The organism is Caulobacter sp. BP25 (genome assembly GCF_002737755.1).
In the GTDB taxonomy this organism is placed as follows: Bacteria; Pseudomonadota; Alphaproteobacteria; order Caulobacterales; family Caulobacteraceae; genus Caulobacter.
Window position 1 is genome coordinate 219,264 of the sequence record NZ_PEGH01000017.1, and the last position, 25,329, is coordinate 244,592.

Below are 25,329 nucleotides of genomic sequence, written 5' to 3' on the forward strand. Positions count from 1 at the left end.
CGGCGGTCCCAACGCGATGGCAAGGAGCTTGGCGCGGGAAAGCGGGACTGTCAGCCGGATTTCCGACCCGTCGACTGGATTTCGTCAGGCCGGTCGCCGCGCGCGCAGGGCCTGGGCGATGGTGCCGTCGTCCAGCCAGTCGAGGTCGCCGCCCACGGGCACGCCGCGCGCCAGCATGGTCACCGGCACGTTCGTCTGGGCCAGGCGGTCGGCGATGTAATGCGCGGTCGTCTGGCCGTCGACCGTGGCCGGCAGAGCCAGGATCACCTCGGCCACCTCGCCGCCCCCGACCCGCGCGACCAGCTCGCCGATCCGCAGGGCCTCGGGCCCGACGCCGTCCAAGGCCGACAGCAGCCCGCCCAGCACATGGTAGCGGCCCTTGAACGAGCCGCCGCGCTCCATCGCCCAGACCGAGCCGACCTCCTCGACCACGCACAGCAGGCGGCTGTCGCGGGAACCGTCGGCGCAGACGGCGCAGGGGTCGGTGACGTCCAGCGAGCCGCAGGTAGAGCAGGTGCGAACCTTGGCCTGGGCCTCGGCCATGGCCAGGGCCAGCGGCGCGAGCAGGGTGTCGCGCTTCTTCAGCAGGGCCAGGGCCGCCCGCCGGCCCGAGCGCGGTCCCAGCCCCGGCAGCTTGGACAGCAGGGCGATCAGGCGCTCGATCTCGGGTCCGGCGGAGGCGGCCATCAGGTCCTTTTCGGCTTCGCGCCGCACGGCGACGAAGCATTTATTCTATCGTCATCCCGGCCGCAGCGAAGCGGAGAGCCGGGACCCAGGGGCAACCACACTGCGCCGGCCCCTGGGTCCCGGATAGCCTCTTCGAGGCTTCCGGGATGACGAGGGTGTTGAAGCGCGGGGCCCTAGAACTTCATCCCAGGCAGGCCGCCCATCAGGCCCGCCATCGGACCGGCGGCTTCCTGCATCAGCTGGGCCTGCTTGGCGTCGAGCTTCTTCTTGGCGTCGGCGTGGGCGGCGATGATCAGGTCGGCGATCACCTCGCCCTCGCCCGGCTGCACCAGGCTCTCGTCCATCAGCACCCGCACCAGTTCGCCATTGCCCATCAGGGTGACGGTGACCATGCCGCCGCCCGAGGTGCCATCGACAGTGGTCTCGGCCAGGCGCATCTGGGCGTCCTGGAGCTTCTGTTGCATGGCCTGGGCCTGCTTCATCAGGCCGCCGAGGTCTTTCATGGTCTTGGTCTCCAAACCTACTTGTCATCCCGGCGAAAGCCGGGACCGCCGGATACGCCGGCGCTCGCCGTGGTCCCGGGTCTGCGCTGCGCTGGCCCGGGATGACAGCTTCCTTTGTCAGCCCTCTTCCTCGTCCGGCTCCAGCGGCGCGGCCTCAGGCGTGAGGACCTTGCGGATCTCGACGATCTCGGCGCCGGGGAAGGCCGACAGCACCGAGGCGACGAACGGATCCTTCTTGATCTGCTCCAGCGCCTCGCGCTCCTCGCGCTTCTGGCGCTCCATCAGGCTTTCGGCCCCGCCGCCGCCCTCGGCCGCCACCAGCCACGGCTGGCCGGTGTGCTCCTTCAGGAAGCGAACCAGGCGCCCCGCCAGATTTCCAGGCGCGCCGGGGGCGGCCTCGAAGGTGAGGGCGCCGGGCCGGAAGTTGATCGGGCGGACATACTGCTCGACGTCCAGGCGCAGGCCGATGTCGCGCTTGGCGGCGATCAGGGCCATCACGTCGTCGAACGAGGCCACCACCGGCATGGCCTGGGCGCCGGGCGCGGCCATGGTCATCGGGGCGTGGGCCGAGGCCGCGCCGCCCGACGAACCGCCGCCGCCGACCGAGACGCCGCCGCCAGGACCGCCGCCGCCGATCGGGGCGCCGTCACGCAGGGCTTTCAGCGCCTCTTCCGGACCGGGCAGGTCGGCGGCGTAGCACAGGCGGATCAGGGCCATCTCGGCCGCGGCCATGGCGTCGGGGGCGCGGCGGACTTCCTCATGGGCCTTCAGCAGCATCTGCCAAAGCCGCGACAACGTGCCGGCCGAGGTGTGAGCCCCGATGGCGGCCAGGCGCGCGGCCTGCTCCTTGGGCATCGACAGGGCGTCAGGCCCCAGCGCCTTCGACACAGCCGAGGCGTGGCAGTGGTCCAGAACATCGAGCATCACCACGGCCGGATCGGCGCCGAAGCCCCACAGAGCCCGGAAACCTTCCAGCGCGTCCTTGGTCTTGCCGGCCATGACGTGCTCGTAGAGCGCGATGGTCTGGCCCCGATCGGCCAGGCCCAGCATGTCGCGCACCACCGTGGTGGTGACCGTCGCCCCACGCTCGGTCTGGACGATGGCTTGGTCGAGCAGCGAAAGACCGTCACGCACCGAGCCCTCGGCCGCGCGGGCGATCAGGGCCAGGGCGTCCATCTCGATCCGCGCGCCTTCCTTGGCCGAGATGCGGTCGAAGTGCTTGACCAGCACGTCCGGCTCGACCCGGCGCAGGTCGAAGCGCTGGCAGCGCGACAGGATCGTCACCGGGACCTTGCGGATCTCAGTGGTGGCGAAGATGAACTTGGCGTGCGGCGGCGGCTCTTCCAGCGTCTTCAGCAGGGCGTTGAACGCCGCCGTCGACAGCATGTGCACTTCGTCGATGATGTAGACCTTGTAGCGCGCCTCGACCGGGGCGTAGCGCACCCCGTCCAGCAGCTCGCGCATCTCGTCGACCTTGGTGCGGCTGGCGGCGTCCAGCTCCAGCACGTCCATGTGCCGGCCCTCGATGATCGAGCGGCAGTGGTAGCCCTCGGTGGTCAGGTCGACCGAGGGGCCCTTGACGGTGTCGGTCTCGTAGTTGAGCGCCCGGGCCAGGAGGCGGGCGGTCGTGGTCTTGCCGACCCCGCGAACGCCGGTGAGCATGAAGGCGTGGGCGATGCGGCCCGTGGAGAACGCGTTGGCCAGGGTGCGGACCATGGCCTCCTGGCCGATCAGGTCCTCGAAGGTGCGCGGGCGGTACTTGCGCGCCAGCACGGTGTAGGCGTCGCCGGTCTCGGCGGGCGGATCCTGGACGAGCGGACGCGCCTCTTCCGCCGCCGCGACCGGCGCGGCCGGAGGTCCGCCGAAGATGTCGGCGGTGTTCTCGTCGCGTTCAGCGGGCTCTTCGTCCCACGGCGGCGCGGAATCGGTCGAGAGATCGTCGTGATCGGCCATGGCCATCAGTGTAGTGGGGCGAAGGGCGCAGCAAAAGCCTCGCGCCTGCCAGGACGCACATCTGCTGACAGATTTGTCTTGGATTATAGGGGATTTTGGGAAGGTGGAGACCGGACAGCGACCCGAAGGGGATCTCGTTGTGGCTGCTGCCTTCCGGCCCTGACCAGGTTGGCGAGGACTTCGTCCGAGCCGATCTCCGAGGCCTATATCGCGACTCATCGCGAAGGATGCAAGGCTGACGATTCCCAAAGGCCGCGCTAGAGAGTCACTTATGGCCCTCTCGATCATCACCAACACCTTCGCCGGCAACCCCCTGAACCGCGACAGCGAGCGACGGGGCGATGCGGCCTTCCTCGCCGAAAAGCTGGCCGATCCTGAATCGCTGGCCGTGGCGCTATGGAACGGCAAGCCGCTGGTCGAGGACATTCTGGACGCCGACGGCAAGCCCAAGGGCGTGCAGATCGCTTATCTGCGCGCCGACATGGCCCAGGACCTGGCCGGCGGCTCGGAAAAGCTGTTGTACATGGGCCTCTGGAAGGACATCGCGGTCTTCGCGGTCGATATCGAGGGCCCGGCCGATCCGGCCGAGGGGCCGCTGCAGGGGCTGGGCCGCTTCGAGGAGCTTCGCGGCGCGGCGGCCAGCATGCCGCCGGCCGACGCCGGCATCCTGGCCACGGCTAAGTCGATGTTCGAATGGCGCCGCCGCCATCGCTGGTGCAGCGCCTGCGGCCAGAAGACCGAGGTCGCCGACGGCGGCTGGAAGCGCGTCTGCCCCGCCTGCGACGCCGAGCACTTCCCGCGCACCGACCCGGTGGCGATCATGCTGGCTGTTCATGACGGCAAGTGCCTGTTGGGCCGCCAGGCCGCGTGGCCGCCAGGGATGTTCTCGGCCCTGGCCGGCTTCATCGAACCCGGCGAGACCATGGAAGAGGCCTGCGCGCGCGAACTGGAGGAAGAGGCCGGCCTGAAGGCGACCGCCGTGCGCTACCACTCCAGTCAGCCTTGGCCATGGCCGTCCTCTCTGATGATCGGCATGACCGCCGACGTCGACAGCGACAAGGCCGCGCCGGACCAGACCGAGCTGGAAGAGGTCCGCTGGTTCACCAAGGAAGAGGCGATCCGCCTGATGAAGGGCGAGTTCGAGGACGGCCTCTTCGCCCCACCGGCCCTGGCGATCGCCCACCAGCTGATCAAGGCCTGGGCGGAGGGGTAGGCGACTACTCGCCCCCTCCGGGCCTGCGGCCCTCCTCCCCCAGAGGGGGAAGAAGGATCACCTTCCGCCCCCGCTGGGGGCGGACGATCGCGCAGCGATCCGGTGGGGGCCTGCTGAGCGTGCCGATTATCTGAACGGCGGCTCGTCGAAGGCCCGCAGCTTGCGCGAGTGTAGGTTCGGGCCTTCGGCGTACAGGAGCTGGCACGCCAGAATCCCGATCTGCAGGTGCTGGCTAATCGCGCGCTCGTAGAAGGCGTTGGCCTGGCCGGGCAGCTTGATCTCGCCATGCAGCGGCTTGTCGGACACGCACAGCAGCGTCCCGTACGGCACCCGGAAGCGGTAGCCTTGGGCCGAGATGGTCGCGCTTTCCATGTCGATCGCCACCGCGCGGCTCTGGTTGAAGCGCAGGGCCGACAGGCTGTGGCGAAGCTCCCAGTTGCGGTCGTCGGTGGTGACGACGGTGCCGGTGCGCAGGCGCTTCTTCAGCTGGTCGCCGCTATCGCCGCTGATCGCCTTGGCCGCGTCATAGAGGGCGCGCTGCACCTCGGCGATCGACGGGACCGGGATTTCCGGCGGCAGCACCGCGTCCAGCACGTGGTCGTCGCGCAGATAGGCGTGGGCCAGGACGTAGTCGCCGATGGTCTGGGTGTCGCGCAGGCCGCCGCAGTGGCCGATCATCAGCCAGGCCTGCGGGCGAAGGACCGCCAGGTGGTCGCAGATCGTCTTGGCGTTGGAGGGACCGACGCCGATATTGACCAGGGTCACGCCCGAGCCGCCCGGCGCCATCAGGTGATAGGCGGGCATCTGGTGCTTGCGCCAGGCCGACTCCGCCACCGCCATCTCGGGATTGACCGTATTGGCGGTGATCGTCACCCCGCCCGAGCACGACAGGGCCGTGTAGGGGCTGTCGGGCTTTTTCAGCTGGTCAATGCCCCAGCGCACGAACTCGTCGACATAGCGATGGTAGTTCGTGAACAGGATGAACTGCTGGACGTCCTCAGCCGGGGCGCCGGTATAGTGCTTCAGGCGCGCCAGCGAAAAGTCGGTGCGCAGTCCGTCGAACAGCGACAGCGGCCGCGTCTCCTCCAGCGCCGGGCTCCAGACGCCGTCGGCGATCTCGTCGCCGATGAAGGCCAGATCCGTGGTCGGGAAAAAGCGGGCGATGTCCTCGCTGCGCACGTCGGCCTGGTTCAGGTCGATCGTGGCGTCCAGCACGTAGGGATAGGGGATCTCCTGACGCGAGCGGCCAACCTCGATCTCGACGTCAAAATCGTCCATCAGAAGGCTCAGCTGCTCGACCAGATAGTCCTTGAACTGGGCCGGCTTGGTGACCGTGGTCGAATAGACCCCCGGTCGAGAGACGCGGGCGTAGGAACGGGCCAGCTTGGGCGGCAGCGCCTCGGGATCATAGGTCAGCCGAAGCTCGGGATAGGCGAAGCTGCCATCGAACCGCGCTTGCGGGTCGGGACGCGTTCCGTTTTCGAGATAGGCGCGGAGCGCGTCGCGCAGGACGCCGACGGCGCGTTCGTATTCGTCATTGAGCCGTTCGACGACGGCGATTGCTTTTTCTTGGTTTGACATGACGCCTTATAGCGACGTTCCGCGACATTGGCGAGACACCGGCCTCGCCAAATGGGAATGATTTATTACTTAGCGTGCGCTTTGGGCGCCTCGAAGCCTTCCGCTTAAGCAAGCCGCAGCCTGTTTATCCCGCTGAACGCGAGACAAGCCGCGGGCCGCAAGCTCAAGAGCATGGACGAAGCCGCTCGCGTCGGCCACAAGGGCGCAATTGCTCAAGAAGGGGGCGTATGGCGGCGGGACCGTTCTCGCGCGTCGTTCTCTTCGCAAACAGACACACCGTCGACGCCCGCCGAGCTTGGCGAGGGCGCCAGGGGGACCGAATGAACAAACGCTTCGCCTATCTGATCATCGGCGCGATGGTCCTCGGGGTGCTGGTCGGCTGGGGTTGCAACCAGTTTCTAGAACCGGCCGGCGCCAAGTCGGCCGCGGAAAACCTGTCGATCATCACCGACATCTTCCTGCGCCTGATCAAGATGATCATCGCGCCGCTGGTCTTTACGACTCTGGTGGCCGGCGTCGCGCACATGGAGGACGCCGCTGCGGTGGGCCGGATCGGCGCCAAGACCATGACCTGGTTCATCGGCGCTTCGGCCGTGTCGCTGGTGCTGGGCCTGTTGATGGTCCACCTGCTGGATCCGGGCGCAGGCCTGAACATGGCCCATGTCGATGTGGCGATGAAGACCACGGCCTCGACCGACGCCTTCACCCTGAAGGGCTTCATCACCCACCTGGTGCCGACCTCGATCTTCGACGCCATGGCCAAGAACGAGATTCTGCAGATCGTCGTCTTCTCGCTGTTTGTCGGCACCGCCGTCGCGGCGCTGGACGACAAGGCCCCGCAGGTTCTGGAGCTGGTCGAGCAGGCCGCCCAGATCATGCTGAAGGTCACCGGCTTCGTCATGAAGCTGGCCCCGCTGGCCATCTTCGCCGCCCTGGCCTCGACCATCGCCACCCAGGGCCTGTCGATGCTGGCCACCTACGGCAAGTTCGTGCTGGGCTTCTACGCCACCATGGGCGTGCTGTGGGCCCTGCTGTTCCTCGCCGGCCTGCTGGTGCTGGGCAAGCGCGTGATCCCGCTGTTCGGCGTGATCCGCGACCCGACCCTGCTGGCCTTCTCGACCGCCAGCTCCGAAGCGGCCTATCCGCGCATCCTGGACAACCTGCCCAAGGTGGGCGTGCGCCGCCGCATCGTCTCGTTCGTGCTGCCGCTGGGCTACTCGTTCAACCTCGACGGCTCGATGCTGTACTGCACCTTCGCCACGATGTTCATCGTCCAGGCGCACGGGGTTGAGCTGACGGTCCAGCAACAGATCTTCATGCTGCTGCTCTTGATGGTGACCTCCAAGGGCATCGCCGGCGTGCCGCGCGCCTCGCTGGTGGTGATCATGGCCACCCTCACCTATTTCGGCCTGCCGGAGGCCTGGATCGCCCTGGTCCTGGGCGTCGACCACCTGCTGGACATGGGCCGCAGCGCCACCAACGTCGTCGGCAACAGCGTCGCCGCCGCCGTGGTCGCCAAGTGGGAGGGCGAGCTGGACGACATCGAACCCGATGGCGAGAGCCAGGCCGCGAAGGCCTGATCGCCCTTCGCATCGAAGCCAGGAGACGGCCCGCTTCCAAACCGGAAGCGGGCCGTTTGCCTTACGGCGCAAGCCTTCAAGAGACTTGACTTAGTTGTACGTGGGGCCATTCTCAATTCTAGATCATCCTGAGGGAGACCGTCGTGAGCAAGATCACCACTACCGTCCTCGTTGGACTGGGCATCGCGGCCTCGCTGACGCTCTCGGGCGCCGCGGCCGCCAGGGAAACGAGCACGCCTTCGCAAGAATGCCTCGCGCGCTCGGCCTTGCGCGGTTGGTCGGCCGCCGACAAGGATACGCTCTACGTCACCAGCCGCACGAACGATGTCTATCGCGTGGACCTCGCTCATGGCTTCCAGGGGCTGACCCAGCCGGGCTATAGCTTGGCCTCCGTGGGGCGCGGCGTGGATCGCATTTGCTCACCGCAAGACATCGAGCTGCGCGTGGAAAACGCCTCCGGGATGAATATGCTGCTCAAGGCAAAGGCCATCACCAAGCTGACGCCGCAACAAGCCGCCGCGCTGACGAAAGCTCGCCCCTAGGCAGCCTTCACCAGGGCCTGATGGCCCTTTGCCGCTCTTGAACCATAACGGCCCGCTTCCACACCGGAGGCGGGCCGTTTTTCCGTGCGCGACTCCACAGGCAGCAAAAACTTGACAGCCCCCCGGCGAGGACCAATCTCAACGGCGAGGGACTTTTGAGGACGACGTCATGAGCAAGATCGCCCATATCGCGCGCGCCGCGCTGGTCGGCCTGGCCATCGCGGTCCCCCTGTCGCTGGCCGGAGTCGCGGCCGCCCAGGAGACCCCGACCGCCGCCAAGCCGATCAAGCCCGCTCGCCAATGCTTCTACCTGTCCGACTGGCGCGGCTGGTCGGCTCCCGACAAGGACACCCTGTACCTGAAGGTGCGGGGCAAGGACGTCTATAAGGTTGATCTGGCCTATGGCTCCAACCAGCTGACCTGGCCGGGCTCGCATCTGGTCTCGATCGTCCGAGGCGTGGACAGCGTCTGCAGCCCCTTGGACCTGGATCTGCGGGTGTCGGACGGCTTTGGCGTCGCCATCCCGATCCGGGCCAAGACGATCACCAAGCTGACCCCTGAGCAGATCGCGCTGATCCCCAAGAAGGACCAGCCGTAGGCCACAGCGCCTAACCGGCAGCCGCGTTCAACAGCGCCACGACCATGGCGTTGGCGGGCGTGGCGATGCCGTGCGCCGCGCCGTTGCGGACGATTACGCCGTTGCGGGCGTCCAGCTCCATAGGCCGGCCGGCGGCGCGGTCGGCGTACAGCGAATTGACCCCGTCCGGGTCGGCGGCGCGATAGCCGGCGATCACCTGGTCGGCCAGGTCCTCCGAAAGGTCCGCGCCCTCGGCCCGGCCCACCGCCACGCACTCGCGCACCAGGCTGCGCATCACCTGCGCCGCGCCCTCGTCATGGGCGATCCCGGCAGGCTTGAGGACCAGGGCGTTGACCGCCCCGGCGCAGTTCAGCGCCAGCTTCTTCCAGGCTTCGGTGACGAAGTCGTCGACCACCTGCAGCTCGATCGGCGTATGGGCGAAGAGAGCCGCGAAAGCCTCCCCAGCCTGTCCGGCGGGAACCTTGATCCAGCCGTTGCGCCGCTGCAGCACCCGCCCGGGCGCCGAGCGCTCGGCCGGGATATCGACCACCGCCGGGACCAGCCGCTCGGCGGCGATCCGGCTCGCGAAGGGCGCGGTGTGCTCGACGCCGTTGCGCAGGATCGCCACGCGGGTGTCCGGTCCGACCAGGACGTCCAGCCACGCCCAGGTGGCGTCGGTGTCATAGGTCTTGGTCGTCACCAGCACCCAGTCGACGGGCGAGAGGCCTGCGGGCGAGGCCGCCACGCGCGGGGTCGCCGAGATCGAGCCCTCCGGCGTCTCGACCGCCAGGCTCTCGAACGGGGTGCGGACGCAGACGGTCACCACGTGGGCCGGATTCTGGGCCAGCCAGGCTGCCACGGTTCCGCCGACGGCGCCCGGGCCGATCACCGCGATGGTCGTCATGTCAAAGCTCCGTCCTTGAAGGCCGGGCCTCTCCTAGAGCCTTGCGCGTCAAAACGAAATCGTTTTGACGCGATAACAAGGCTCTAAATCAAACACTTAGAGCGTGACCCGTGCCGAAACCGGTTCCCACTTTCGGCGTCACGCTCTAGTTCGCCATCGCCCTGCGGTCACGCACTTCCTGGCGGCGAGCCGGGCCGGAGCGGATACGGACCTCCGCCCCGGCGCCGTCGTCAGGCGGGCGTCATCTCCTCCAGCGTCAGGAGGCCGTCGTGGTCGAGGTCCAGCGCACCGAACCGCGCATCGGCCTTCTTGCGCATCCCCGCGACGGCGGCGTCGACCAGCGCGTCGGGCGTCTTGGTCTTGATCTGGGCCAGGGCCGCGTCCGGGATCGTGACCGCCGCGACATACTCGGCCCGGGTCAGGCGCTTATCGGCGTCGCGGTCGCCCAGGCGGACAATGGCCATCGCCGCCCCGACCCGCATCAGCCGGTATTCCTCGAAGCTGAGCTTGCCATCGCCATCGCTGTCCAGGCTGCGGAACGTCCCAGCGTTGCTGTTCTCGGCCAGCCGCCAGCCCTTGGCCGCCGGCTTGGACGGCTCGGGTATCGCCGTCCGCTGAGAATAGGTCACGCCATCCTCGGGCGGCCTGTACTCGCTCAAGGCGATGAAGCCGTCCTTGTCGGCGTCCATGGCGGCGAAGTCGCCGCGCAGGCTGCTGGCCTGGCTGCTCTGGGGCGTCAGCACCAGGACGGCGCCCAACAGGGCCGCCGCCGCGGCGACGGGATAGACGAAGGTTCTGCGGATCATGACGGCTCTCTCCGATGTGAGCATTTCCACCGGACCCGCCAGATAGCCTTCGATGAAGTTGCGCAGCACGTCGCTCGCCGGCCGGTTCTCGTCCTCGCACCGCTGCATGAAGTCGCGCTTCATGCCGTGGGGCAGACGAACCTGCAGGGTCTCCGACTTCTTGGGCTGGCGCTTCATCATCCTAAGGTCTCTGGCGTTCCGGAGCCGCAGGCAAGCCCCGATCGCCGCCAACCGAAACAAGGAAGCCGTCCTGACGCCAGCGCGTTTTTGTACGTACACGCCTTTCGAGCCCGAGCCCGACCCACAACGACGAAGGGCGGGACCTGGCCTGCGCCAAGTCCCGCCCCTCACTCAGCCCCCAGAAAGGGGCTCTTATTGCGCCGGCGTCAGGTCCGTGCGCTTCTTCATCATCTCGTCGAAGCTGGTCCAGACGCCCTCGGCGCCATGCCATTGGCCACGCGTCGCGGCCTTGGAATATTCGGTCGCGCGGGCTTCGAAGAAGTTGGCGTGCTCGACGCCCGACAGCAGCGACTGCAGCCAGGGCAGCGGGTTTTCCTTCACGCCGTACACTTCGGGCAGGTGCAGCTGGCGCAGACGCCAGTCAGCGACAAAGCGGATGTAGGCCTTGATGTCGTCCGGGGTCATGCCCTGGATGTCGCCGGCCTCGAAGGCCAGGTCGATGAAGTTGTCTTCCATGCCGACCACGGTCTTGCAGCAGTCGACGATGTCGTCGGCCACGGCCTTGGTCACCGCGCCGGTTTCCTTGTTGAAGGCGTGGTACAGCTTGATGATGCCGTCGCAGTGCAGGCTCTCGTCGCGGATCGACCACGAGACGATCTGGCCCATGCCCTTCATCTTGTTGAAGCGCGGGAAGTTCATCAGCATCGCGAACGAGGCGAACAGCTGCAGGCCTTCGGTGAAGCCGCCGAACATGGCCAGGGTGCGGCAGATGTCGGCGTTCGAGTCGACGCCGAAGGTCTGCATGTAGTCGTGCTTGGCCTTCATGGCCTCGTATTCCATGAACGCCGAGAACTCGGTCTCGGGCATGCCGATGGTTTCGAGCAGCAGGGCGTAGGCCGCGATATGGATCGTCTCCATGTTCGCGAACGAGGCCAGCATCATCTTCACTTCGGTCGGTTTGAACACCCGACCGTAGCGCTCCATGTAGTTGTCCTGCACCTCGACGTCGGACTGCGTGAAGAAGCGGAAGATCTGCGTCAGCAGGTTCCGTTCCTTGTCGTTCAGCTTGACGGCCCAGTCCTTGAGGTCCTCGCCCAGCGGCACCTCTTCGGGCATCCAGTGGACCTGCTGCTGCTTCTTCCAGAAGTCGTAGGCCCAGGGATAGCGGAACGGCTTGTAGCCGCCCGAGGGGGTCATCAGGCCAGGCAGGATCAGCGACGACGGAGCGGACATGACGGGGCCTCGGTAGAGCGAGAATCGAGCGGGCGGTTTAGGCTAGGCTACGGCAGGCCGACGCCCGACGCACGCTCATACTGACCCACCACATCTAGTGTGACAATGGGTCGCTAGCACAACATAGGGGAGGATCTGTGGAAAAACCGTTCACGATTTTTAGCGCCCTCGGATCGGGCGGCGTGCCCGTCGAGGCGGCTATGTCCTTGATCGGCCTGCCCTATGCGGTGATCGAGGCCCCGACCTGGGAGGGCGAGGCGCAAACGGCCAAGGTCGCCGCGATCAATCCCCTTAAGCAGATTCCCGCCCTGGTCACCCCGGACGGCGAAACCATCACCGAAAGCGCCGCCATCCTGATCTGGCTGGCCGACCGCTATCCGGCCGCGCGCCTTGGCCCCGCGCTCGACGACCCGGCGCGAGCCCAGTTCCTGCGCTGGATGACCTTCATCCCGGCCTCGATCTATTCGCTGTTCTGGGTGCGCGACGATCCCTCGCGCCTGGGCGGGCCCGACCCGGAGGTCCAGGCGCGGATCAAGGCCGCGACCGCCGAGCGGATCCTGGACTGCTGGCGGATGATGGAGAGCCAGATCACGCCTTTTAGCGAGAAGATTGGGGGGCGGTATCTGCTGGGCGATGAGCTCAGCGTGCTCGACCTCTACGTCACGGTGGTCAGCCGCTGGGGGCCAAGGCGCGTGCGGTTCTACGAGGCCGCGCCGCGGATGGCGGAGGTGGTGAAGCGGGTGGATGGTGATCCGAGGCTGGCGGGCTTCTGGGCGGAGCGGTTCCCGTTCTTCGACGGGTGGGAGAGGCTGGGGGCGCAGGGGTGAGGGGCCGGGAACCGCAGTAGAAATCCAACCGCGTTTAGGCATAGTTGAGCCATGACTTCGCCCCCGACGCTCTGGAAATCTGGCTTTAGCTGTCCAAACTGTGGCGTGGAGGCACACCAGAGCTGGTTCAACTGCTACGCCGCGAACCGGGCTCCGTCGCGATCAGATATTCACAAGCAGCAGCCTTCCCCCGCCAGCGACGCCGCCTTCGGAATGGCGCCCAGCGTCACACTCGGTACCCCCAGCCCGAACATTCATAGCCAGGGAAATATACCTGTTCAAAACATAAGCATATCGAAGTGCTATAGCTGTAGTGAGGCTGCAATTTGGATTGGGACACGCTTAATTTGGCCGAAATTTACGCCCGATATTAAGCCGCATATTCACATGCCTGCGGCGATAAAGGCCGACTTTGTTGAAGCATGCTCTATTTTGCAGCTTTCGCCACGCGGCGCGGCAGCGCTCGTCAGAGTGGCCTTAGAGAAGTTGATCAATCATTTGGTGGGCGAAGCGGTGAAGCCAAACGATGGCATTCAAACGCTCGTCGACCGAGGAATGCCGGAGCGCGTCCAAAAAATGTGCGACGCGGTACGCATAATTACCAACGACAGCGTTCATTTGGGCACTATTAACTCCAATGACGACTTGGCCAGTGCGACAAAGTTATTCCACCTGGTAAACGCGATTGTAGACCAAACAATCGGCCTCGATATTTTGGCCGATGAAATATACGGCGAACTACCACACGATAAGATCCAATTTGTCGAAGACAGAAAGCGCGGAGCAGCCAGAAAGTCAGCCGCATCCGTAAATACTGAAAAATAGTTCAACGGCACGGCAACATGTAGAGTTTTAGCTTTTAAGCACCGAACCCCGGTCGGGTGCGATCCTTAAATCTCTTGGAGGCTGGAGCGTGCAGGGCTGAGCAGGTCAGTCAAGGACGACGCTCCGCGTCGCCGCGCGGCGGCCGCCCCGAGGGCCGTCCCCCGGGACCGGCTTCGCCGGCCCGAGGGCATGCCTTGGCAACCCGACCAGCCCTGCGATCGTCTCGCCGTGAGATTTAGGGAGGGCTCCTTCTCCGGGGGAGAAGGCGCGTAACGAACCCCTCTCTCTGTGAGAGAGGGAGGGGCCCGCCGCGAAGCGGTGGGAGGGTGAGAGGTTTCACCCTCTACTTGAAGCCCCTCCCACGAACCTTGCCGCCCCAACCGCGCCTCGCGCCCGAAAGACCCAAACCCCTCACCCTTGTTTGCCGATGGGATGTTAGGCGTGGGTGTCCGGAAGGTCCGCCCGGCGTTGGCGCGCCAGGCGGACGGTCGGAGAGAGGCCGTTTCACCCTGAGCCGTTAGGGGCTGCGTGGGAGCTGGGCCCTCGTCGACGTTTCAAGACCCGGATGGTTGCAGGGACGACAGGGTCCGCAAGCACAAGGACGGGACATGGAACGGTGTAAGCTTAACACGATCATCGCCGGGATTGATGTGGGGAAGGGTCGCCTCGACGTGGCGCTTTATGGCCGGAGCGAGACGTTGGTGATCAACAATAGCCCGGCCGGGATCGGAAGCTTGCTGGATTGGCTGAAGTCGCACGGCGTCACGCGCGTTGGGCTGGAAGCGACCGGAGGCTACGAACGGGCGGTGCGTGAGGCCATGGGCTTTGCGGGTCTAGAGGTGGTGATGCATCAGCCTCTGGAGGTTCGGCTGTTCGCGCGTCTCAAGCGCATGAAGGCTAAGAACGACCGTCTCGATGCGGCGCTGATCGCTGCGGCGACGGCGCAGGTCGACGCGGTCAGGGCCGCCAGCGATCCTCGCTTGAGCCAGCTAGCCGAGCGCCTGACGGCCTACGAGCAGATGAGCGATCAGGCCGCCCAGATGAAGACCTATCTGGAGCACGTGACGCTGAAGGACATCATCCGCAGCTATCAGGCTCGGATCCGTTCTCTGGAAAACCTGAAGGCTCGGCTGCTTAAGGACATCCTGGCCCTGGTGGCGGTTCATCCCGACTTGGCCCAACGTCTGGCGCTGCTGCGAAGCCTGCCGGGCTTTGGGCCGGTCGTGGCCGTCGCCGTCCTGATCCGCATGCCCGAGCTTGGCGCCCTGGAGCCAGGAAAGGCCGCCGCCCTGCTCGGCGTTGCGCCGTTCGACAGCGAAAGCGGCCAACACAAAGGCCAGCGCTTCATCCAGGGCGGGCGCTCTCGCCCCAGGCGTCTTGTCTACATCGCCGCACTGGCCGCAAAGCGCGTCGATACAGGCTTCAGGGCCTTCGCCGAACGACTGCGCTCAAAGGGCAAGCCTCCTAAGCTCGTCCTTGTCGCCATCATGCGAAAGCTCATAGAGGCGGCGAACCTAATCCTCCGTCAGCAACGCCCCTGGCGCACTCGACCCGCACAATGACATGGTTGCTCCCACGCCTTGGGCGTGGGCCCCTCCCTCTCTCAAAGAGAGAGGGATTTCGTGGCCGCCTCGAACACCGCCCGCTGATCCGCGAACGCCCGCGTAAACGCTGGCCGCGCCTCGGCGCGGGCGACGTAGGCGGCGAGATTCGGGTAGGCGTCCAGCAGCCGCGCCGAGCCCAGGCGGCGCAGGACCGTGACCATCAGCAGGTCGCCGGCGCTGAAATCCCCGTCCAGCCACTCGGCCTCCCCCAGCCGCGCCGACAGCTGGCCCAGGCGGTCGCGGACGCGCTGTTCCAGCATCGGCTGGCGGGCCTCGAACCACGGCGCATCGCGCTCGACCAAGGAAGCCATCTCCAGCTCGATGATCGGCGGCTGCAGGGTGGCCTGGGCCGCGAACAGCCACATGATCGCTCGCGAGCGCGCGTCCGGGTCGGCGGGCAAGAGGCCCGCATGGCGTTCGGCGATGCGCAGCACGATCGCCCCGGACTCGAACAGGGCCAGGTCGCCGTCCTCATAGGTCGGGATCTGGCCGAACGGATGCAAAGCCAGGTGCGCGGGCGCCTTCATCTCGTCGAACGTCACCAGCCGCGTGTCGTAGGGCTGGCCCACCTCCTCCAGCGCCCAACGCACCTGCATGTCGCGCGCCAGGCCTCGGCCGCGATCGGGCGATTGGCGAAAGGCGGTCAGGATGGGCGGCATGGGAAGCATGGGGACGATCTCCGGGCGGCGTGACGCTCGAAGGACGAACCCAGCGCGCCGCGTCCGACATCCTGCCCGGATTTTCCGGCGCGGGGGAAGGCGGGCGGGCCGCCCAGCGCACATTCATGCCCCTCCGCGCGCCGCAAACCTCCCCCACCGCAACACCCTTCCCCAAAACCGCTCTTTACGCGGCGGCGCTTCCTCGCTAGAAGCGCCGCCGATGCAAGTCCGCGCGACCAAAATTATTACCCCGAAAACGACCCGCTGCGGCGGGGCGTGGTCGGGCGTGCGCGCGCACTAGCGAGCATCCCGCAACCAGCCCCGCCGATGCGCGGGGCGGTTCTCACATCCAGAGACCTCTAGCTCCCCGCGCTCCGCACCTTTCAGGAGACGCAAGACCGTGAGCTTCAAGTTTTCCCGTACCAATCCGCCCCACGTCGGCGTCGTCGGCGCTACGGGCCTCGTCGGCGGCATGATGCGCGAGCTGCTGGCCGAGCGGGATTTCCCGCTGGCGAGCTTGCGCCTGTTCGCCTCGGCGCGCTCGGCTGGGAGCAAGATCGACTTCCAGGGCCAAGAGATCGTGGTCGAGGACGCCGCGACCGCCGACTTCGCCGGGCTGGATATCGTGTTCTTCTCAGCCGGCGGCTCGACCTCGCGCGAGCTGGCCCCCAAGGCCGCTGCGGCGGGCGCCGTGGTGATCGACAACAGCTCGGCCTGGCGCAGCGACCCGGACGTTCCGCTGGTGGTGGCCGAGGTGAACCCGCACGCGCTGAACACCATCCCCAAGGGCATCGTCGCCAACCCCAACTGCACCACCATGGCCGCCATGCCGGTGCTGAAGCCTTTGCATGACAAGGCGGGGCTGAAGCGCCTGACCGTCAGCACCTACCAGGCGGCCTCGGGCGGCGGCATGGAGGGCATCGAGGTGCTGTCCGAGCAGCTGCGCGCCGGCGCGGCTGGCGACCTGGACGGCCTGGCCCGCTCGCCCGACGCCGCCCCCTTGCCGCAGCCCCGCAAGTGGGCCGTGCCGCTGGCCTACAATGTCGTGCCGCTGAACTATGTGCTGGGCGAGGACGGCTACACCGAGGAAGAGCTGAAGCTGCGCGACGAGAGCCGCAAGATTCTCGAGCTGCCCGGCCTGCCGGTCAGCGGCACCTGCGTGCGCGTGCCGGTCTTCACCGGCCACTCCCTGTCGATCAACGCTGAATTCGATGGTCCGGTCTCGGTCGCCGAGGCGCTTGAGCTGCTGGGCCAGGCGCCGGGCGTCGTCGTGGACGCCGTCCCGAATCCCCTGGCCGCCACCGGCCAGGATCCGGTCTTCGTCGGCCGCGTGCGTCCGGACCCGACCGTCGAGCATGGCCTGGCCCTGTTCGTCGTCGGCGACAACCTGCGCAAGGGCGCGGCCCTGAACGCGGTGCAGATCGCCGAGGTCATGCTGGGCTGAGAATCGCCAAGCTTAGGAAACCTCGTCATCCCGGAAGCCTCGAAGAGGCTATCCGGGACCCAGGGGGTGACGAAACGCCATGCGCGCCGCCCCTGGGTCCCGGCTCTTCCCCCGGCTCAAGGCCGGGATTCGGCCGGGATGACGAGGGTAATGGCCGGCTCGACGGATCATACTCCGCCCCTCCGCCCCAACATCTTGTGGTCACCTTGTGAGCGAACGCCGCTCGTCCGGGGGCGGATGTCCAGGGGCGCCTTGCGACCCTCCGTCGCGGGTGAAAAAAGTTGGTCCTTGCAACCCCTTGATCCTGCCTCACAAGTTCGAGCCGTTCACAGCTTGTTAACGAAAAACTCAGCCCAACACCGTTGACGAGTCATTCACCACTGTGGCCCCATATCTGGGCTGAGGGGGCACCTCAGCCACAAGATATAGCGGCTGGGCAGGGTGAAACCCTTCTCCGGAACACGCTGATTGAGCAATGGAATTTGGTCATGAACGGCAGTGAAGCGGCGAAGACGACCATCCGTAAAGAGGCGCAACTGGCGGCGATCAAGCCCGCCAAGCGGCCTCAGCTGGCCCTCGTGCGCAAGGTCGAGGTCGACCGCTCGCGCGACGCCCTGCTGACCGACTTCGGCAAGACCACGCTGGAAGACCGCTACCTGCTGCCGGGCGAAAGCTACCAGGACATGTTCGCGCGCGTCTCGACGGCCTTCGCCGACGACGCCGACCACGCCCAGCGCGTCTATGACTATATGAGCCGCCTGTGGTTCATGCCGGCCACGCCGGTGCTGTCGAACGGCGGCGCCGATCGCGGCCTGCCGATCAGCTGCTTCCTGAACGCCGTCAACGACAGCCTGGACGGTATTCTCAGCGTCTGGAACGAGAACGTCTGGCTGGCGGCCAACGGCGGCGGCATCGGCACCTACTGGGGCGGCGTCCGTTCGATCGGCGAAAAGGTCAAGGGCCAGGGCCAGACCTCGGGCATCATCCCCTTCATCCGCGTGATGGACTCGCTGACCCTGGCGATCAGCCAAGGCTCGCTGCGTCGCGGCTCGGCCGCCGTCTATCTGGACATCCACCACCCGGAAATCGAAGAGTTCCTCGAGATCCGCAAGGCGTCGGGCGACTTCAACCGCAAGTCCCTGAACCTGCACCACGGCATCAACATCACCGACGAATTCATGTTCGCGGTGCGTGACGGCAAGAAGTTCGGCCTGCGCTCGCCCAAGACCAACGAGGTCCTGCGCGAGGTGGACGCCCGCGCCCTGTGGCAGAAGGTCCTGGAACTGCGCCTGCAGACCGGCGAGCCCTATCTGGTGTTCTCCGACAGCGTGAACAACGCCATGCCGGCTCACCAGCGCGAGCTGGGCCTGAAGGTGCGCCAGTCGAACCTGTGCAGCGAGATCATGCTGCACACCGGCACCGACCACCTGGGCAACGAGCGCACCGCCGTCTGCTGCCTGTCATCGGTCAACGCCGAGACCTTCCTGGAGTGGCGCGACCACCCGACGTTCATCGAGGACGTCATGCGCTTCCTCGACAACGTCCTGCAGGACTTCATCGACCGTGCGCCCGACGCCGCCTCGACCGCCGTCTACGCCGCCATGCGCGAGCGCTCGGTGGGCCTGGGCTTGATGGGCTTCCACTCGTTCCTGCAAAGCCAGAACGTTCCGTTCGAAAGCGCCCTGGCCAAGAGCTGGAACATGCGAATGTTCAAGCACCTGCGCCGCGAGGCCGACAAGGCCAGCATCGCGATCGGCCAGGAGAAGGGCCCCTGCCCCGACGCCGCTGATCGTGGCTCGATGGAGCGCTTCTCGCACAAGCTGGCGATCGCCCCGACGGCTTCGATCTCGATCATCTGCGGCGGCACGTCGGCGGGCATCGAGCCGATCCCGGCCAACATCTACACCCACAAGACCCTGTCGGGCTCGTTCGCGGTGAAGAACCCCTATCTGGAAAACCTGCTGTCGGAAAAGGGCCAGAACACCGACGCGGTCTGGGGCTCGATCCTGGAGAACGAAGGCTCGGTCCAGCACCTGGACTTCCTGAGCCAGGACGAAAAGGACGTCTACAAGACCGCCTTCGAACTGGACCAGCGCTGGGTGATCGAACTGGCCGCCGACCGCACGCCGGAAATCTGCCAGAGCCAGTCGGTCAACGTCTTCCTGCCGGGCGACGTCGACAAGTGGGACCTGCACATGCTGCACTGGTCCGCCTGGGAGCGCGGCGTCAAATCGCTGTACTACCTGCGCTCCAAGTCGGTGCAGCGCGCGGCCTATGCCGGCGCCGAGGACAAGGCCGAAGCGGCGACCAACGGCTTCGACGTTCCCGAAAAGACCGACTACGACGAGTGCCTGGCCTGCCAATAGGGGCCTGCCAATAGGGCTTGTCACAAAGGCTCGCTAAAAGAGCGGCGGCGCGATGGGGATCGCGCCGCCGTTTTTCTTTGGAGAATCGGAAACCCGCCGCGCCCCGACTGTTCACCACGTGCGCTTTCGTCACGGTGGACAGGCTGCCGGAAGCGCGTAGGCTGAGTATCCGTTAGGATTGGGGAATCCGGGATGCGGACCGCTGGGGAGCGCACCGTCCTTTGTGTTGCAGCCGTTCTGGCCGTCGCGCTCGGTCACGCCGGGAGCGTCCGCGCCGCCCAGAAGGCCGACAAGGCGCCAGCCGACAACCTCGCCAAGGCTCCTGCTCAACCCTCCTTCCAGGTGAAGCCTGAAAGCCTACGCCCCCTCGATCCCGCCGCCGGCTTCATCGCCTACGACACCGACGCCATCGAACTGGCTCTGGAAGGCGGCTTTGCGCTGTCGCCAGGTGGCAGCGCCGCCGGCGACGCTCGCCTGCTCGACACTGACCGCTATTACCAGGGCGTCGGGCCCGTCAGCTGGCGCTCGAACGCCTTCAACCACCAGGCCCAGCCGGGGGACCAATCGACTCCGTGCGCATCTCGATGGCCGGGACCGTCCCGACCGCGGCCTATGCGCCCCTGATGCTCTCGCGCCCCGAAGCCTACGAACTGCGGGAGGTCGACGTGACCGTCACGCGCGGCTGGCCCTCGGCGGTCATGCTGAAGGGCCGCAAGTACGCCCTGGACGTCACCCCGCACGCAGGCCTCGGCTTTGGCGGGGGCGGCGGCTCGGCCGAGGCCGGCGCCATGGTGCGCCTGGGCAAGAAGAAGAACATGGGCGATCGGGTGACCGACGCGCTGGGCGTTCGCCAGGGCGACGCGGCGTTCGGTGGCCGGGGGCGTTGGTACGTCTACGCCGCCGCCAGCGGCCGGGCCGTCGGCTTCAACATGCTGCGCGGCCAGAACGGCGACTGGAGTCGCGCGGGCCTGACCCAGGACACGACCAGCCGCCTGATCGGCGACAGCCAGGCGGGCATCGCTTGGCGCAAGGGGCCGATGCAGGCCTCGCTGGGCTACATCCACCGCGAGATCAAGGCCAAGGAAGGCATCATGGGCCTGGCCACCCAGAAGGACGACGTCATAGCCCTGTCTTTCAGCCTGAAGCCGAACTGGTAGGGGCCTATCGGCCTATTAGGCTTGTGTTTCCGGCCGCTTTCATGCAGCAAGCGCCCCACCTGTCCACTGCCCCAGCGAGACCATGAGCGAGAGCGAGCCCCCGCGCCGCAAGACCCTGAGCCTCAAGAGCGGCGTCGCCGCGCCTGGCGGTCCGCCGCCGCTTGAGCGCATGGTCAAGCCGTCGGCCCGCGCCACCGTGTTCACGCCCTCGGCCGCGCCGCCGCCTCCGCCCCCCGCGCCCGCGCCAGTGGGCGACTGGAAGTGCAAGCCGTGCGGCACGCGCTTCGACCCGCCGACCGAGCTGGCCGACGAGGACCATGTCCGCTGCCCCGCGTGCAACGCGCGCCTGGGCCTGGCGTCCGACTTCCGCGCCGACCCGCCCAACGTCGCCAAGCTGCGCGCGCGGTATCTGAAGAAGGCTTGAGGACGTCCTAAGGCTCCGACGGCGCTGCGGCGCTGGGCGGCTCCTCGCGGATCATCACACCCGTGCCCGCCGCAGGAGAGGCCGCCAGCGGCTTCTTGAACAGGCCCCGCCACAGGCTCTGCTCCTCGACCGCGCTGGTCCAGGCGGTTCCGGCTATCGCCTGCTCCACGCCCGCGTCGTAGATGCGCTTCATCAGCCCGGTCTCGAATTTCAGCAAGTTGAAACCCTCGAAGCTGCTCGGGATCGAGGCCACCGACAGCGGCAGATTATGGCGCGTGCAGAAACCGGCGGCCAGGCTCAAGGCCTGGCGGTAGGAAAACCGCAGCATGGTGTCGAAGCTGCGGCTCATGATCGAGGCCACGCCCGTCGGGGTCGACTGGGGCGCGGGATCCAGCACCGTGTTGACGATCACATGCACGCGGCCGCGCCGGAAACGGGGGCCCAGGTTGCGCCAGTGCAGCAGGGCGTCGGGCATCAGGAACAGCGGCGCGGCCACGCCGCCGTCGACGTGCATTTCTTGGTGCGGCCGGCCATCGACCTCGACGTCAATCAGCTTGGGCGGAAAGATGCCCGGCACCGAGGATGAGGCGACCAGCAGGGTGCGGAACAGCTTCAGCGCCTCGTCCCCGCCGCGTGTGGCGATCTCGCCCAGGTCCCAGACCACCGCCCTTTGACTGTCGAGATTGGTCGTGGCGATCAGGAGGCGACGGCCCTTCAGGTGCTCGGCCGCGACCGCCTCGACCATCTCGGTGTCGACGAAAGTCTCGACCAGCCGGTCCAGCGACTCGCCCTTGAAGATGCTGGGACCCAGGGCCGAGTTCAGCCGGCGCAGGCTGAGCAGCTCGGCCGCATGGCCGCCGACATAGGCGTCCGTTAGGCGCTCATCCCAGGCCGAGCCCAGGAAGGCCAGGGGCGCGATCAGGGCGCCGGTGCTGACGCCAGTAACGATGGCGAAGTCCGGACGGCGCCCCGCCTTGGAAAGGCCCGTCAGCACGCCTGCGCCATAGGCCCCGCCAGCGGCGCCGCCCGACAGGGCCAGGATGTTGAACTCGTCTCGACGGAGCAGCGAGCGCATCGGCGCCAGCCGGTCGGCGGCCTGCCGCAGGGCGTCGTCGGCCTGGTCGACGCTGAGGCGCACGCCGGGAAAGCCGGCGGCCTCGACATGACGGTCATTCGGCGGAGCGGGAAGGCGCTTGCCGCGCAGGGGATCTGTCCGGAAGAAGCCCTGCAGGCTGGCCTTGCCGGAAAGATCCTTGTCCACGCCGCGTTCCGGTCTCTAGTGGGCGCCGGCCAGCACGACGCCGACCAAGACGGCGGCGTAGTGCAGCCCCGCTCCGCCAACGACATGGCCGTGCCAGATCGCGCGGCGGAACTTCAGGCGCCGCATCAGGTAGAAGATCGTGCCGGTGGAATAGACCACGCCCCCGATGGCGAGCAGCAGCAAAGCAACCCAAGACAGGCCGTCGATCATCGGCTTGATCGCCACCAGAACCAGCCAGCCCAGCGCCAGGTACAGCCCGACCCAAAAGCGCTTATCCAGGCCCGGCAGGAACAGCTTGGCCACCACGCCGACGGCGGCGACGGTCCACACCGCCGTGGTCATGCCGATCGACCACCAGCCGGTGAGGTTCTGGGTGGTGAAGGGCGTGTACGAGGCGGCGATCATCACGAAGATGCCTGCGTGGTCGAAGCGACGCAGCAGCGGACGCCAGCGCGCCTTGGCGAAGTTGTAGGCCGTCGACAGCGACAGCATCAGGATCAGGCCCACCGTATAGACGCTGACCGCAGCCACCTGCTTGAGGTTCCCAAGACCAAAGGCCAAGCCCAGCAGCATGCCCCCGCCCAGCAGGGCGCAGGCCAGGCCCGCCAGGTGTACGATCAGGTCCGCGCACTTGGCGGCGGGCGTCGGATAGTGCGTCGCTTCTGGCTCGCTCCCGACGCGTTCGGTCGTTTGGATGGTCGTGGTCATGGCCCCGCTCTGTCCGGATGCAGTACGCCCGAACGGTAAGTTCGTTCCGTGACATATAAGCGTCGATCAGTATGGCCGCGAAAGGGCGATCTGGACACGACAGCAGCGAAAACGCGCTTCAGGTCAAAAGGCCGCGGGCGCCGTCGAAGACAAGCTTGCCGCCGACCAGCACCAGCAGGATGTAGATGACCCTGTAGAAGCCCTCGGCCGGCACGCGGCGCACCAGCCAGACGCCCGCCCAGGTCGAGACGATCGCCAGCGGCAGGAGCACCCCAGCGGTGGCAAGCACCTTGGGCGTGAACTGACCCAGGGCTGCGTAGGCCGGAACCTTCATCCAGTTGACGACCGCGAAGAAGATCGCGCTGGTGCCGATGAACGTGTCGCGCGGCAGGCGGCGCGGCAGGACGTAGATCTGAAATGGCGGGCCGCCGGCATGGGCGATCTGGCTGGTGAAGCCCGCGGTCGCGCCGCAAAGGACGCCGAACCAGGGACGGCCGGGTGTCGCTTCGATCTGCTCGGCGCCCGAGAGCGCGCGCTCGGCCCACAGGCGCTGCAAGGCGAAGACAATGGCGATCGCGCCGACCGCGAGCTCGACCGCCGCCTCGTTGACGAAGGCCGCCAGCGCCCAGCCCAGCAGGATGCCGACCGCAGCGGCGGGCAGCATCAGGATCAAAAGACCCCTGTCCCAGGTTTTCCGAAACACCCAGACGCTGACCACGTCCTGGACCAGCAGGATCGGCAGCACGATCGAGGCGGCCACGACCGGCGACACCGCCAGAGACATCAGCGGCACGACCACGACGCCTATGCCCGCGAACCCGCCCTTGGTCAGGCCCAGCAGGATAACGCCCGGAATGGCGACGGCGTAGAACAGCGGATCGGTCAGCATGAGGCGGTGTTACAGCCTCGACGCGCCAGACCCAAGCCACGTCCAAGGAAGCGCCAAAGAGAAAGCGCCCAAGAGAAAGGGCCCGGCGTCGCCGCCGGGCCCTCCCAAGTCTTGCAGTTGTCGTCGATCTTAGAAGTTGATCGAGATCGTCGAACGGCGGTTCAGCGGTTCCTTCACGCCATCGCCGGTGGCGACGGCCGGAGCGCTTTCACCCTTCCAGTCGACGCCCAGGACGTCCTTGGAGACGCCTTGCGAGACCAGAGCGTCGGCGACGGCCTTGGCGCGGCGCTCTGACAGCTTGGCGTTGTACTTCGGCGAACCCGAGGTGTCGGTGTGGCCGACCACGATGATCTTGGTCGCCTTGCCGTCGTTCGAGTACTTGGCGGCTTCCGTGACCACCGATTGCGCTTCCGGCGTCAGGACCGACTGGTCGAACGGGAAGTACACGATGAACTCGCGAGCCTCGAACACCGGAGCCGGCGGAGGCGGCGGCGGCGGCGGGGGAGGCGGCGGAGGGGGAGGCGGCGGGGGCGGCGGAGGCGGCGGGGGCGGGGGCGGCGGGGGCGGCGACGCGAACGAGTAGCGGAGACCCACGGTCACCGACTGATCGCTGTACTGGCCCGAGAAGGCGCCCGGCTGCAGGCCGCCCGAACCCAACGACTGCCAAGCGTGGTCGGCGCCGGTGGTGTAGCGGTAGGTGACGTCGATCTTCAGCTTGTCGGTCGCCTTGATCGAGGCGCCCGCGATGGCTTGCCAGGCGACAGCCAGATCGTCGTCGTCAACGGTCAGGTTCTGGACAGCGGTGTTGGTCGCGCCGATCGGGCCCACGTTGCTGAACTGGCCCAGGGTCTTGACGTCTAGGCGGTTGATGCCGACGCCGGCGCCCACGAAGGGGTTCAGCCACGAGTTTGGCGCGAAGTCATAGATGACGTTCGCCATCAGGGTCCAGGAGTCGACCGAGCCGTCCGGGGCGCCGCAGGTCGGGGCCGACGCGGAGCGGGTCACGCCCGGGGTGCAGAGGCCGATCGGGGTGCGGACGGCCGGACCACGAACGCTCTTCAGATCGCCAGGACGGTAGCCGCCTTCGACTTCAGCGCGCCAGTTCGGATTGAACTGGTAGCCCAGGCGGACAAAGCCGAGCCAGTCGCTGTCCGACTTCCAGTTCCAATGATAGTGAGCGCCGTCGGGGGCGTTGGCGTCCGACTCGGTCTTCAGGCCCTGCGGCCAGTGGTAGCCAAGATCGACCGCGCCATACCAGCCGGTCTCTTGGGCCGAAACGCCCGACGCGGCGAACACCGCGGCCAGAGCGGCTCCCGCCAGGAGATTGAGTTTCATTTTTGAAGAGCCCTCTATTGCCCTGCCTAGGCCGGAGACCCGAGCCTAGCGCTGTTATACCAAGGCGAACG

General features: G+C 66.9%; 24 protein-coding genes, 1 other RNA gene and 1 pseudogene. 13 read left to right on the forward strand and 13 right to left on the reverse strand.

Annotation, left to right across the window (positions count from 1 at the left end):
* Window positions 1-84: 84 nt before the first annotated feature.
* Window positions 85-687: a recombination mediator RecR gene (gene recR / locus CSW59_RS11210; protein WP_099444119.1), complete on the reverse strand. Its 603-nt coding sequence runs from the start codon at window positions 685-687 to the stop codon at window positions 85-87.
* Between the two features lie 43 nt (window positions 688-730).
* On the opposite strand from recR, the pseudogene CSW59_RS21365 reads away from it, so the two are divergent.
* Window positions 731-811: pseudogene (locus tag CSW59_RS21365) on the forward strand (hypothetical protein); the annotation flags it as partial.
* A 49-nt stretch (window positions 812-860) separates the two neighbouring features.
* Here CSW59_RS21365 and CSW59_RS11220 read toward each other — a convergent pair.
* From CSW59_RS11220 to ffs, 3 genes are all read right to left on the reverse strand, one after another.
* Complete coding sequence (locus CSW59_RS11220; RefSeq protein ID WP_099444562.1) at window positions 861-1,190, reverse strand: YbaB/EbfC family nucleoid-associated protein; 330 nt, start codon at window positions 1,188-1,190, stop codon at window positions 861-863.
* A gap of 117 nt (window positions 1,191-1,307) precedes the next feature.
* A complete protein-coding gene (locus tag CSW59_RS11225) occupies window positions 1,308-3,143 on the reverse strand; it encodes a DNA polymerase III subunit gamma/tau (RefSeq protein ID WP_099444563.1) in 1,836 nt (611 codons plus the stop codon).
* Window positions 3,144-3,244: 101 nt separating this feature from the next.
* Window positions 3,245-3,342: signal recognition particle sRNA small type (ffs, locus tag CSW59_RS11230), an RNA gene on the reverse strand.
* Window positions 3,343-3,414: 72 nt separating this feature from the next.
* Between ffs and nudC the strand changes: the two genes are divergently transcribed.
* Window positions 3,415-4,356 (forward strand): NAD(+) diphosphatase, encoded by a 942-nt coding sequence (gene nudC, locus CSW59_RS11235; RefSeq protein ID WP_099444121.1) that lies wholly within the window; start codon window positions 3,415-3,417, stop codon window positions 4,354-4,356.
* A gap of 126 nt (window positions 4,357-4,482) precedes the next feature.
* Here nudC and CSW59_RS11240 read toward each other — a convergent pair whose 3' ends face one another.
* Window positions 4,483-5,937, reverse strand: a complete 1,455-nt coding sequence (locus CSW59_RS11240; RefSeq protein WP_099444122.1) for an AMP nucleosidase — start codon at window positions 5,935-5,937, stop codon at window positions 4,483-4,485.
* Between the two features lie 320 nt (window positions 5,938-6,257).
* Between CSW59_RS11240 and CSW59_RS11245 the strand changes: the two genes are divergently transcribed.
* From CSW59_RS11245 to CSW59_RS11255, 3 genes are all read left to right on the forward strand, one after another.
* Window positions 6,258-7,517: a dicarboxylate/amino acid:cation symporter gene (locus CSW59_RS11245; RefSeq protein ID WP_099444123.1), complete on the forward strand. Its 1,260-nt coding sequence runs from the start codon at window positions 6,258-6,260 to the stop codon at window positions 7,515-7,517.
* 143 nt (window positions 7,518-7,660) lie between these two features.
* Window positions 7,661-8,059 (forward strand): DUF6491 family protein, encoded by a 399-nt coding sequence (locus tag CSW59_RS11250; RefSeq protein ID WP_099444124.1) that lies wholly within the window; start codon window positions 7,661-7,663, stop codon window positions 8,057-8,059.
* Between the two features lie 169 nt (window positions 8,060-8,228).
* Complete coding sequence (locus tag CSW59_RS11255; RefSeq protein ID WP_099444125.1) at window positions 8,229-8,657, forward strand: DUF6491 family protein; 429 nt, start codon at window positions 8,229-8,231, stop codon at window positions 8,655-8,657.
* A gap of 10 nt (window positions 8,658-8,667) precedes the next feature.
* Here CSW59_RS11255 and CSW59_RS11260 read toward each other — a convergent pair whose 3' ends face one another.
* From CSW59_RS11260 to CSW59_RS11270, 3 genes are all read right to left on the reverse strand, one after another.
* Window positions 8,668-9,540 carry a 2-dehydropantoate 2-reductase gene (locus tag CSW59_RS11260; protein WP_099444126.1) on the reverse strand — a complete coding sequence of 291 codons (873 nt, stop codon included), beginning with the start codon at window positions 9,538-9,540 and terminating at the stop codon, window positions 8,668-8,670.
* Window positions 9,541-9,770: 230 nt separating this feature from the next.
* A complete protein-coding gene (locus CSW59_RS11265) occupies window positions 9,771-10,526 on the reverse strand; it encodes an EF-hand domain-containing protein (RefSeq protein ID WP_099444127.1) in 756 nt (251 codons plus the stop codon).
* Between the two features lie 192 nt (window positions 10,527-10,718).
* Complete coding sequence (locus CSW59_RS11270; RefSeq protein WP_099444128.1) at window positions 10,719-11,759, reverse strand: ribonucleotide-diphosphate reductase subunit beta; 1,041 nt, start codon at window positions 11,757-11,759, stop codon at window positions 10,719-10,721.
* A 137-nt stretch (window positions 11,760-11,896) separates the two neighbouring features.
* Here CSW59_RS11270 and CSW59_RS11275 point away from each other — a divergent pair, with 137 nt between their 5' ends.
* The 3 genes from CSW59_RS11275 to CSW59_RS11285 all read left to right on the forward strand — a co-directional run bounded on the left by CSW59_RS11275 (window position 11,897) and on the right by CSW59_RS11285 (window position 14,973).
* A complete protein-coding gene (locus CSW59_RS11275) occupies window positions 11,897-12,586 on the forward strand; it encodes a glutathione S-transferase family protein (RefSeq protein WP_201722781.1) in 690 nt (229 codons plus the stop codon).
* A 51-nt stretch (window positions 12,587-12,637) separates the two neighbouring features.
* Window positions 12,638-13,411 (forward strand): DUF4145 domain-containing protein, encoded by a 774-nt coding sequence (locus CSW59_RS11280; protein WP_099444129.1) that lies wholly within the window; start codon window positions 12,638-12,640, stop codon window positions 13,409-13,411.
* 608 nt (window positions 13,412-14,019) lie between these two features.
* Window positions 14,020-14,973 (forward strand): transposase, encoded by a 954-nt coding sequence (locus CSW59_RS11285; RefSeq protein ID WP_099442359.1) that lies wholly within the window; start codon window positions 14,020-14,022, stop codon window positions 14,971-14,973.
* A 41-nt stretch (window positions 14,974-15,014) separates the two neighbouring features.
* On the opposite strand, the gene CSW59_RS11290 is transcribed toward CSW59_RS11285, so the two are convergent.
* Complete coding sequence (locus tag CSW59_RS11290) at window positions 15,015-15,674, reverse strand: glutathione S-transferase family protein (protein WP_099444565.1); 660 nt, start codon at window positions 15,672-15,674, stop codon at window positions 15,015-15,017.
* Window positions 15,675-16,074: 400 nt separating this feature from the next.
* On the opposite strand from CSW59_RS11290, the gene CSW59_RS11295 reads away from it, so the two are divergent.
* The 5 genes from CSW59_RS11295 (at window position 16,075) to CSW59_RS11310 (ending at window position 21,065) form a co-directional block, all read left to right on the forward strand.
* Window positions 16,075-17,118 (forward strand): aspartate-semialdehyde dehydrogenase, encoded by a 1,044-nt coding sequence (locus tag CSW59_RS11295; protein ID WP_099444130.1) that lies wholly within the window; start codon window positions 16,075-16,077, stop codon window positions 17,116-17,118.
* A gap of 482 nt (window positions 17,119-17,600) precedes the next feature.
* Window positions 17,601-19,484: a ribonucleoside-diphosphate reductase subunit alpha gene (locus CSW59_RS11300; RefSeq protein WP_099444131.1), complete on the forward strand. Its 1,884-nt coding sequence runs from the start codon at window positions 17,601-17,603 to the stop codon at window positions 19,482-19,484.
* Between the two features lie 192 nt (window positions 19,485-19,676).
* Window positions 19,677-20,108 carry a hypothetical protein gene (locus CSW59_RS21850; protein WP_369825773.1) on the forward strand — a complete coding sequence of 144 codons (432 nt, stop codon included), beginning with the start codon at window positions 19,677-19,679 and terminating at the stop codon, window positions 20,106-20,108.
* A complete protein-coding gene (locus CSW59_RS21855; protein ID WP_369825774.1) occupies window positions 20,069-20,641 on the forward strand; it encodes a lipid A-modifier LpxR family protein in 573 nt (190 codons plus the stop codon). Before CSW59_RS21850 ends, CSW59_RS21855 begins: the two co-directional genes overlap by 40 nt.
* 82 nt (window positions 20,642-20,723) lie before the next feature.
* Window positions 20,724-21,065, forward strand: a complete 342-nt coding sequence (locus CSW59_RS11310; RefSeq protein WP_099444132.1) for a hypothetical protein — start codon at window positions 20,724-20,726, stop codon at window positions 21,063-21,065.
* A 7-nt stretch (window positions 21,066-21,072) separates the two neighbouring features.
* On the opposite strand, the gene CSW59_RS11315 is transcribed toward CSW59_RS11310, so the two are convergent.
* The 4 genes from CSW59_RS11315 to CSW59_RS11330 form a co-directional block, all read right to left on the reverse strand.
* Window positions 21,073-22,326 carry a patatin-like phospholipase family protein gene (locus CSW59_RS11315; RefSeq protein ID WP_099444133.1) on the reverse strand — a complete coding sequence of 418 codons (1,254 nt, stop codon included), beginning with the start codon at window positions 22,324-22,326 and terminating at the stop codon, window positions 21,073-21,075.
* Between the two features lie 15 nt (window positions 22,327-22,341).
* Window positions 22,342-23,034: a hemolysin III family protein gene (locus tag CSW59_RS11320; protein ID WP_099444134.1), complete on the reverse strand. Its 693-nt coding sequence runs from the start codon at window positions 23,032-23,034 to the stop codon at window positions 22,342-22,344.
* Window positions 23,035-23,152: 118 nt separating this feature from the next.
* Window positions 23,153-23,923 carry a sulfite exporter TauE/SafE family protein gene (locus CSW59_RS11325; protein ID WP_099444135.1) on the reverse strand — a complete coding sequence of 257 codons (771 nt, stop codon included), beginning with the start codon at window positions 23,921-23,923 and terminating at the stop codon, window positions 23,153-23,155.
* 129 nt (window positions 23,924-24,052) lie between these two features.
* Window positions 24,053-25,258 carry an OmpA family protein gene (locus tag CSW59_RS11330; RefSeq protein WP_099444136.1) on the reverse strand — a complete coding sequence of 402 codons (1,206 nt, stop codon included), beginning with the start codon at window positions 25,256-25,258 and terminating at the stop codon, window positions 24,053-24,055.
* Window positions 25,259-25,329: the final 71 nt, after the last annotated feature.

Bases quoted from the DNA above. Each gene is read 5' to 3' on its own strand.
- recR (WP_099444119.1), bottom strand. From the start codon at position 687: ATGGCCGCCTCCGCCGGACCCGAGATCGAGCGCCTGATCGCCCTGCTG.
- CSW59_RS11220 (WP_099444562.1), bottom strand. From the start codon at position 1,190: ATGAAAGACCTCGGCGGCCTGATGAAGCAGGCCCAGGCCATGCAACAG.
- CSW59_RS11225 (WP_099444563.1), bottom strand. From the start codon at position 3,143: ATGGCCGATCACGACGATCTCTCGACCGATTCCGCGCCGCCGTGGGAC.
- nudC (WP_099444121.1), top strand. From the start codon at position 3,415: ATGGCCCTCTCGATCATCACCAACACCTTCGCCGGCAACCCCCTGAAC.
- CSW59_RS11240 (WP_099444122.1), bottom strand. From the start codon at position 5,937: ATGTCAAACCAAGAAAAAGCAATCGCCGTCGTCGAACGGCTCAATGAC.
- CSW59_RS11245 (WP_099444123.1), top strand. From the start codon at position 6,258: ATGAACAAACGCTTCGCCTATCTGATCATCGGCGCGATGGTCCTCGGG.
- CSW59_RS11255 (WP_099444125.1), top strand. From the start codon at position 8,229: ATGAGCAAGATCGCCCATATCGCGCGCGCCGCGCTGGTCGGCCTGGCC.
- CSW59_RS11260 (WP_099444126.1), bottom strand. From the start codon at position 9,540: ATGACGACCATCGCGGTGATCGGCCCGGGCGCCGTCGGCGGAACCGTG.
- CSW59_RS11265 (WP_099444127.1), bottom strand. From the start codon at position 10,526: ATGATGAAGCGCCAGCCCAAGAAGTCGGAGACCCTGCAGGTTCGTCTG.
- CSW59_RS11270 (WP_099444128.1), bottom strand. From the start codon at position 11,759: ATGTCCGCTCCGTCGTCGCTGATCCTGCCTGGCCTGATGACCCCCTCG.
- CSW59_RS11280 (WP_099444129.1), top strand. From the start codon at position 12,638: ATGACTTCGCCCCCGACGCTCTGGAAATCTGGCTTTAGCTGTCCAAAC.
- CSW59_RS11285 (WP_099442359.1), top strand. From the start codon at position 14,020: ATGGAACGGTGTAAGCTTAACACGATCATCGCCGGGATTGATGTGGGG.
- CSW59_RS11290 (WP_099444565.1), bottom strand. From the start codon at position 15,674: ATGCCGCCCATCCTGACCGCCTTTCGCCAATCGCCCGATCGCGGCCGA.
- CSW59_RS21850 (WP_369825773.1), top strand. From the start codon at position 19,677: ATGCGGACCGCTGGGGAGCGCACCGTCCTTTGTGTTGCAGCCGTTCTG.
- CSW59_RS21855 (WP_369825774.1), top strand. From the start codon at position 20,069: ATGGCCGGGACCGTCCCGACCGCGGCCTATGCGCCCCTGATGCTCTCG.
- CSW59_RS11310 (WP_099444132.1), top strand. From the start codon at position 20,724: ATGAGCGAGAGCGAGCCCCCGCGCCGCAAGACCCTGAGCCTCAAGAGC.
- CSW59_RS11320 (WP_099444134.1), bottom strand. From the start codon at position 23,034: ATGACCACGACCATCCAAACGACCGAACGCGTCGGGAGCGAGCCAGAA.
- CSW59_RS11325 (WP_099444135.1), bottom strand. From the start codon at position 23,923: ATGCTGACCGATCCGCTGTTCTACGCCGTCGCCATTCCGGGCGTTATC.
- CSW59_RS11330 (WP_099444136.1), bottom strand. From the start codon at position 25,258: ATGAAACTCAATCTCCTGGCGGGAGCCGCTCTGGCCGCGGTGTTCGCC.